The sequence below is a fragment of the Streptomyces sp. NBRC 110035 genome (assembly GCF_000829695.1).
In the GTDB taxonomy this organism is placed as follows: domain Bacteria; phylum Actinomycetota; class Actinomycetes; order Streptomycetales; family Streptomycetaceae; genus Streptomyces.
Map to the genome: position 1 here is coordinate 133,452 of NZ_BBNN01000035.1, position 6,512 is coordinate 139,963.

The following is a 6,512-nucleotide window of genomic DNA, read 5'->3' on the forward strand; positions in this document are numbered from 1 at the left end:
CCTATGCTCTCAGTCCGTACGGGGTGCTCGCCCGGAGCGGCGTTCCCGGGTGAAGATGTTCGCGAGGATGTCATGGAAGCGCTTCCACCGAAGAGTGACCGGGACGACGAACGACGAACGAACCATGCACCACGAACGAGCAAGGGCGGAACGGATGACAGGGCAGAACGTGCGCTGGGGAATTCTGGCGACGGGCGGCATGGCCGCGACGTTCACGGCGGATCTGGTCGATCTGCCGGACGCGGAGGTCGTGGCGGTGGCCTCGCGGTCGCCCGAGCCGGCGAAGGCGTTCGCCGAGCGGTTCGGGATACCGCGGGCGTACGGCGACTGGGAGTCGCTCGCGCGGGACGAGGAGGTCGACATCGTCTACGTCGCCACCCCGCACTCGGCGCACCGGGCCGCGGCCGGACTGTGCCTGGAGGCCGGGCGGAACGTGCTGTGCGAGAAGCCGTTCACCCTCAACGCGCGCGAGGCGACGGAACTGGTCGGCCTGGCACGCGACCGGGGACGCTTCCTGATGGAGGCCATGTGGATGTACTGCCACCCCATGGTGCGGCGGCTGAAGGCGCTGATCGACGACGGCGCGATCGGTGAGGTGCGCACGGTGCAGGCCGACTTCGGGCTGGCGGCGAACGTCACCGCGTCGCACCGGCTGCGGGACCCGGCGCTGGGCGGCGGTGCGCTCCTGGACCTGGGCGTGTATCCGGTGTCGTTCACGCAGTTGCTGCTCGGGGAGCCGTCGGACGTCGTGGCGAAGGCCACGCTCTCGGAGGAGAAGGTCGACCTCCAGACGGGCGCGCTGCTCTCCTGGGAGAACGGGGCTGTCGCGTCGGTGCACTGCTCCATCGTCGGCGGCACCGCGACCTCCGCGTCGGTCACCGGTTCCGAGGGCCGGATCGACATCCCGTACGGCTTCTTCTTCCCGGACCGGTTCGTGCTGCACCGGGAGGGCCGGGACGCGGAGGAGTTCACCGCGGACCCGGCGGACGGGTCCCGCAACACCCTCAAGCACGAGGCGGCCGAGGCGATGCGTGCCCTGCGGGCCGGCGAGACCGAGTCCCCGCTCGTCCCGCTGGACGGCACGCTCGCGGTGATGCGGACGCTCGACGCGATCCGGGAGCGCATCGGCGTCCGCTACCCCGGGGAAGCCGGCTGAGCCGATCCGGAGTCAAGACCTCCGGAATTCACAAGCTGCACAAACGAAAGGCAACGGTCCGCAGCAGGGAGGCACGCGGCGGGCGTATGCTCAACCCTCCTGCACGAAAGCTTCACATGTGAGGCCGATGGCTTCCGCGGACTCCGCAGACCACATCGAGGGGGAGGAGGCGGCAGTCGTTCCACCGCACCGGTAGGGGGCGGACCCGCGGGGGGCCGCGGGGTACGCGCCGGTGGGCGGGACGGCTGCCGCGCCGGTCTGGCGTGCGGCCGCCCCAGGGCGCCGGCCGCACCACCCGAACGGGGGACGGCCGCAGGCAGGGCCGGACGCCGGAGTGCGACGGTGGTCACGCCGAACGACTGCGACTGGCGCCGGCACTGCTCGGGCACCGGCACTGCTCGGGGACTGGGAACTGCTCGGGGACCGGGAGACGACGTGACCTGTTACGACCGACGTGATCTGGGCCTGCTGCTGCTCCGGCTGGGGACGGGCGGCGCCCTGGCGGCCCATGGCACACAGAAGTTGTTCGGCTGGTTCGGCGGAGGCGGGATCGAGGGCACCGGCCAGTTCATGGAGACCATCGGCTACACACCGGGCAGGGTCAGCGCGACGACCGCGGGCCTCGCGGAGGCGGGCGGCGGCGCGCTGCTCGCACTCGGCCTCGCCACTCCGGCGGCGGGTGCGGCGGCGGCCGGGGCGATGGCGGGCGCGGCCGCCGTGCACGCGCCCAACGGCTTCTTCAACCAGGAGGGCGGCTACGAACACGCCGCGACCCTGGGGCTGACGGCGGCCGGCCTCGCCGTCACCGGGCCCGGCCGCCTCTCGCTGGACCACGCCCTCGGGCACTCGGCCGACCGGGACTGGATGGTCGTCGCGGCCTTCGCCGCGACCGCGGCGGCCACGGCGGTCGTCGTGGGCGCACGCAGCCGGCGCCTGCGCCGGGCGCGGGAGGGCGAGCAGGACGTTCTGTTCGACTGACGGCCGGGCGACGGCCGGCGGGTCGGGCGGCCGGTCGGGCGTTGTCGGCGCCCTGTGCCAGGGTCTGGCGTATGAGCGACACGCATCCGAGCCCGATCCCGAACCCGCCCGTGTCCCCCTCCTTCCCCTTCTCCCCCTCCCCGGCCTCTCCCACGGCGGCCTCACCCTCGGCGGCCTCCTCCCCGTCCCCCGCCTCTTGCTCGTCACCGGACGGTCTCTGGGACTCCGTCGACGGCCTGCACGCCTGGCTGGACGCCCACCGCGCGGTCGGCGGCCGGGAGGCGCTGCTGCTGCGCGTGCTGAAGCTGTCCGAGGAGGTCGGCGAGGTCGCCGAGGCGGTGATCGGCGCGACCGGGCAGAACCCGCGCAAGGGCACCACGCATTCCTGGGAGGACGTCGGTTCGGAGTTGTGCGATGTCGCCCTCACGGCGCTCGTCGCCCTGCGCTCCCTCACCCCCGACGCCGGTGAGGTGTTCACCCGGCATGTGGCGCAGGTCGCCGCGCGTTCGCTCGGCCCGGACGCCCGTACCGCCGGTCGGGAGCGCCGGGAGGCGCCGCCCTCCAGGTAGGGGAGGGCGGCGGGAGGGCGGCGGGAGCCCTGCGGTCGGTGCGGCCGGTGGGGGGCCAGGTCGAGCTGGGCGAAGCAGGCGGCGGTGAAGGCCGACCGGCGCAGGGCGACCGGCGTAAACCGACCGGCGCAGGGATGCCGGCTACGGGGCCGGCCCCGACGCTGCCGCGACGGGGCCGGATCACGGGTTCCGGCTCAGCCTGCCGTGGCCGCCGGCCCCTCCGTCCTCACTCGCGGATGAACCGCCCCGGCTCGAATGGAGACTCGATTTCATGAAAGGATTGAGTCATGGCACGACCTTCCCGTTACCCGCTTGAGCTCCGCCGTCGTGCGGTGCGCATGGTCACCGAGGTGCGCGACGGCCACTCGGACGAGACGGCCGCCCTGCAGGCGGTGGCAGAGAAGCTCGGCATCGGTTCCCGCGAGACGCTGCGGAACCGGGTGAAGCAGCACGAGATCGACGCGGGGGCGCGGCCGGGGACGACGACGGAGGAGTCCGCCCAGCTCAAGGCGATGAAGAAGGAGAACGCCGAACTCAAGCGGGCCAACGAGATCCTGAAGGCGGCGGCGAGTTTCTTCGCGGCCGAGCTGTGCGCCACGAGGCGCCGTGGTGATCGGGAGGCGGTGCAAGACCACTTCCGTTGGGCCGTCGCAGCGGCCTGACGAAGCTGGGGGCAGCCTGATCCAGGGACGCCGGTGAGGCGTGGCAAGCGGCCCCGACAAAGGCGAGTCGTGCCGGAACTGCCAGACGGCACGGGCTCGTCGAGCGAGGTCAGAAGGTGTAACGCGAGTGAACCAGTGGTCGAAGCTCCGTAACAGCGAAGCCGGCTCAAACCTGGTGGATACCGGGCCGGTGTGCAGTGCGTGAGGGGTCCGGGTCATCCGGGGTCCTCAACTCCGAAGCCGTGTAGCTCTGACGGTGGGGAGGCCGCGTTGAAGGTCTGCGGCGTAGACGCGGCGATGCTGCCGGAGTAGAGCTGGGCACTTCCCTGACCGACCGATCGCATGGTGAACGTGGGAACCGTTCCCCGGTTCGCCCCGTTGCCGGACAGCCGGTCCGGCATGGCGGGAAGGCCCGTTCCGGCCGAGGACCGTGGGGCGGGGCGGAGGCCCCGTAGTAGTCGCGGGAGTGACGACCCGCTGTGGAGGTCGCGAGAGGCGGCCGCAGGGCGAAGGGGGCCAGTAAGCCGAGCAGTGGCTGTTACTGGAAGGTCAGGAGGACGCGGTCGTTGGTGAACACCGACGAACTGGAGCACGCTTTGTTCACAGCGGAGCGACGGGTACTGAAGATCCAGGCGAAACTGCACCGTTGGGCCCGTGACGATCCTCGTCGCAGGTTCGGCGACCTGTTCAACCTCGTTGCCGATCCCGCGTTCCTGCTGGTGGCGTGGGATCGGGTGAGTGGGAACAAGGGCGCGAAGACGGCCGGGGGTGGACGGGCGAACGGCCCGTTCCATCGAGGCATGGCAGGGCGTCGAGGAGTTCCTCGACGGACTGCGGTCGAGTATCAAGGACCGCAGTTTCCGCCCGCTGCCGGTGCGCGAGCGGATGATCCCCAAGGCGGGCGGGAAGCTCCGCCGCCTGGGCATCCCGACCGTGGCCGACCGGGTGGTCCAGGCGTCCTTGAAACTGGTGCTGGAGCCGATCTTTGAGAGGCGGTCTGGAAGGACATCGTCAGCCGCATCGAGCGAGCAGTGAAGGTGCGTGAGTGGATGGAACGGATGGCTGCCGATGCAGGTTCGTGACGCCCCGGACAGTGGTGGGGGCGGCTGGACAGTCTGAGGAAATGACACCGATCTGAGACAGCAGCGGGCCACTGAACTGCGGTTTCCGTGCGGGGACGAGGTGGTCGAGGTCGCGGGCGCCGTCGACGTAGGTGTCGTCGTAGGGGCTGTACCAGGTGCCGCCGGTCAGGGCGCAGCGCCCGCTGGTCTCGGGGGCGTTGACGGCCTCTTCGAGGAGGACTTCGTTGCGAGTGCTGCAGCCGTCTTTATCCGCGTCGACCCAGTCACCATCCCTCCGAGCGGCGACGGTTGCCCTCACGCGGAGGGTCTGCCGTGGGCACCACGGCAGACCCTCTGTTCTGATAGGGACGGGTTAGTGGTCGTGCTGACCCGTCGGATCCCCGTTGTGGGCCTTCGTCCTATCGAACCTGCGCCACAGGTCCCAAGCGAAAGAGAGGCTTCCGAAGCCGAAGAGCCAGGCCAGGGGATGTCCGCCCACCGCCAGAGATATGCACATTCCGGCCAGGGCCACGCATGCGATTGCCTCTGCGGCACCCATCAGGCGATTAGTTTTCATTTTCATCGGTCCGCTTTCGGGGTCAGCATCGGCTCTTCCAGGCCATGGGCAGCATGTGCCACCCCGACGACCGGCCGTACCGCCACTTAGCGGATCCGCCTTGGACTGTCGCACAGCTCTTGGTGCGGTAGTAGATGTAGCCAGCCGTGGCGGCGATGTACCAGGCATAGAAACGCATGCCGTTGACAACGTGCTTCCAGTATCCCGGGAAATAGTCCTTCACGATACCGAGCAGTCCGCCGGCCAGTCCCGAACCCCAGGCCAGCGTCCTTGTCTCATTGCAGGTGAACTTGACCTTCAGCCAGAAGTACTGGATGGGCGACCACCACGCGTTCTTCCAGTAACTGTAGCGGAAGGTCCCGTTGAGGTCGTAGCAGTTGACGGGGTCGCCCGCGCAGTACTCGTACGCGTTGGCGTTGACTCTGGTGCGCAATTCCGTTGGTCAGCTGGTGAGTTGGTAGCTGAGGCGGGTGAGGCGGCTGGTTCGGTGGCGGTCCAGGGGATGCGCGCTCCAGTAGGCGTCGAGTCGCACGATGTTGATAGCGGCGGCGGAGAAGGCGTGTTGGAGGCGGACCTTGGGCAGTCCGCGGTAGCGGGCCCGGCGGATCCCGGTGACGTCCAGGGCCTGGTTGATGGTGCCCTCCACCCCGGCCCGCGGCTTGTACCGGGTCTTGAAGGAGTCGGTCTTCTGCTCGGCGCGGGCGGCGGCGAGGGTTTCATGCAGTTCCTTCGGCCGCAGCGTGAGCATGCGGTTGCCGCGGGCCGCTGCGGTGCACTTGCCGCGGGAGGGGCAGGTGCGGCAGTCGGCCTTGGCGAATTCCACGACGATGGCGTCGCGGCCGTGCTGGGTGACGGGATACCAGCCGCTGCTGGTCCGCCCTTCGGGGCAGCGGGCCTGGCGGGTCTTCCGGTCGACGGTGAAGGCGGCCTTGTCGAAGCCGCTCGCGGCCTTGGCCTGCGCCGAGTGGTCGAGCAGGGCCGGGGTGACCATGTCGGTGCCCTGCTTCGCGGCGTCGTGGACGAGGCCGGCAGAAGGGTGGCCGGAGTCCAGGTAGTGCTCACCGGGCCGCAGTCCGTGCTCGTCGAGCCGCTGCTGGATGGGGGCGGTCGCCTTCACGTCCGGCACAGTGGCGTCGGTGGTCATCACATCGGTGATCAGGTTCGGAGGCAGGATGTCGGCCCTGGCTTCGGCTTCGGCTTCGGCTTCGGCTTCGGCTTCGGCTTCGGCTTCGGCTTCGGCTTCGGCTTCGGCTTCGGCTTCGGCTTCGGCTTCGGCCGGAGCGTGGCAGCTCTCGGTCAGGTGGATCTTGTAGCCGCACCAGAACAGGTCCTCGCCCTTGGCGGCCCAGCGCGCGTCGGTGTCGTAGGGGGAGGCCGGGCGGATACTGCCGGGCGGGACGCCGTCCGTCTCGGCCTCCCGCTTCCTGACCACCTCCCGCCCGCGCGCATCGGTGTGCAGACAGCAGGTCTGCACCAGCACCTGCCGCAGGGTCTGCACGGCCTCGATGT

7 protein-coding genes and 1 pseudogene are annotated in these 6,512 nt (G+C 70.1%); 5 read left to right on the plus strand and 3 right to left on the minus strand.

The features are described 5' to 3' along the window. The first annotated feature begins 154 nt into the window (after positions 1-154). The 5 genes and pseudogenes from TU30_RS24420 to TU30_RS34535 all read left to right on the plus strand — a co-directional run. The gene (locus TU30_RS24420; protein WP_042173588.1) at positions 155-1,156 is read left to right on the plus strand and encodes a Gfo/Idh/MocA family protein; all 1,002 of its coding nucleotides are present in this window, start codon (positions 155-157) and stop codon (positions 1,154-1,156) included. Between the two features lie 435 nt (positions 1,157-1,591). Next, positions 1,592-2,134 carry a DoxX family protein gene (locus tag TU30_RS24425; RefSeq protein ID WP_042173590.1) on the plus strand — a complete coding sequence of 181 codons (543 nt, stop codon included), beginning with the start codon at positions 1,592-1,594 and terminating at the stop codon, positions 2,132-2,134. Between the two features lie 71 nt (positions 2,135-2,205). Then, positions 2,206-2,703 (plus strand): MazG-like family protein, encoded by a 498-nt coding sequence (locus TU30_RS24430; RefSeq protein ID WP_234307975.1) that lies wholly within the window; start codon positions 2,206-2,208, stop codon positions 2,701-2,703. Positions 2,704-2,990: 287 nt separating this feature from the next. Beyond that, the gene (locus TU30_RS24435) at positions 2,991-3,365 is read left to right on the plus strand and encodes an IS3 family transposase (RefSeq protein WP_042173592.1); all 375 of its coding nucleotides are present in this window, start codon (positions 2,991-2,993) and stop codon (positions 3,363-3,365) included. 569 nt (positions 3,366-3,934) lie between these two features. Continuing rightward, positions 3,935-4,355 (plus strand): annotated as a pseudogene (locus TU30_RS34535) (group II intron reverse transcriptase/maturase); the annotation flags it as partial. A 21-nt stretch (positions 4,356-4,376) separates the two neighbouring features. Here TU30_RS34535 and TU30_RS38385 read toward each other — a convergent pair. The 3 genes from TU30_RS38385 to TU30_RS35605 form a co-directional block, all read right to left on the minus strand. After that, the gene (locus TU30_RS38385) at positions 4,377-4,745 is read right to left on the minus strand and encodes a hypothetical protein (protein ID WP_370626705.1); all 369 of its coding nucleotides are present in this window, start codon (positions 4,743-4,745) and stop codon (positions 4,377-4,379) included. 280 nt (positions 4,746-5,025) lie between these two features. Then, positions 5,026-5,436: a hypothetical protein gene (locus tag TU30_RS24450; RefSeq protein ID WP_042173596.1), complete on the minus strand. Its 411-nt coding sequence runs from the start codon at positions 5,434-5,436 to the stop codon at positions 5,026-5,028. A gap of 9 nt (positions 5,437-5,445) precedes the next feature. Next, on the minus strand, positions 5,446-6,512 hold a 1,067-nt coding region (locus tag TU30_RS35605), incomplete at its 5' end, for a transposase (RefSeq protein WP_042173598.1).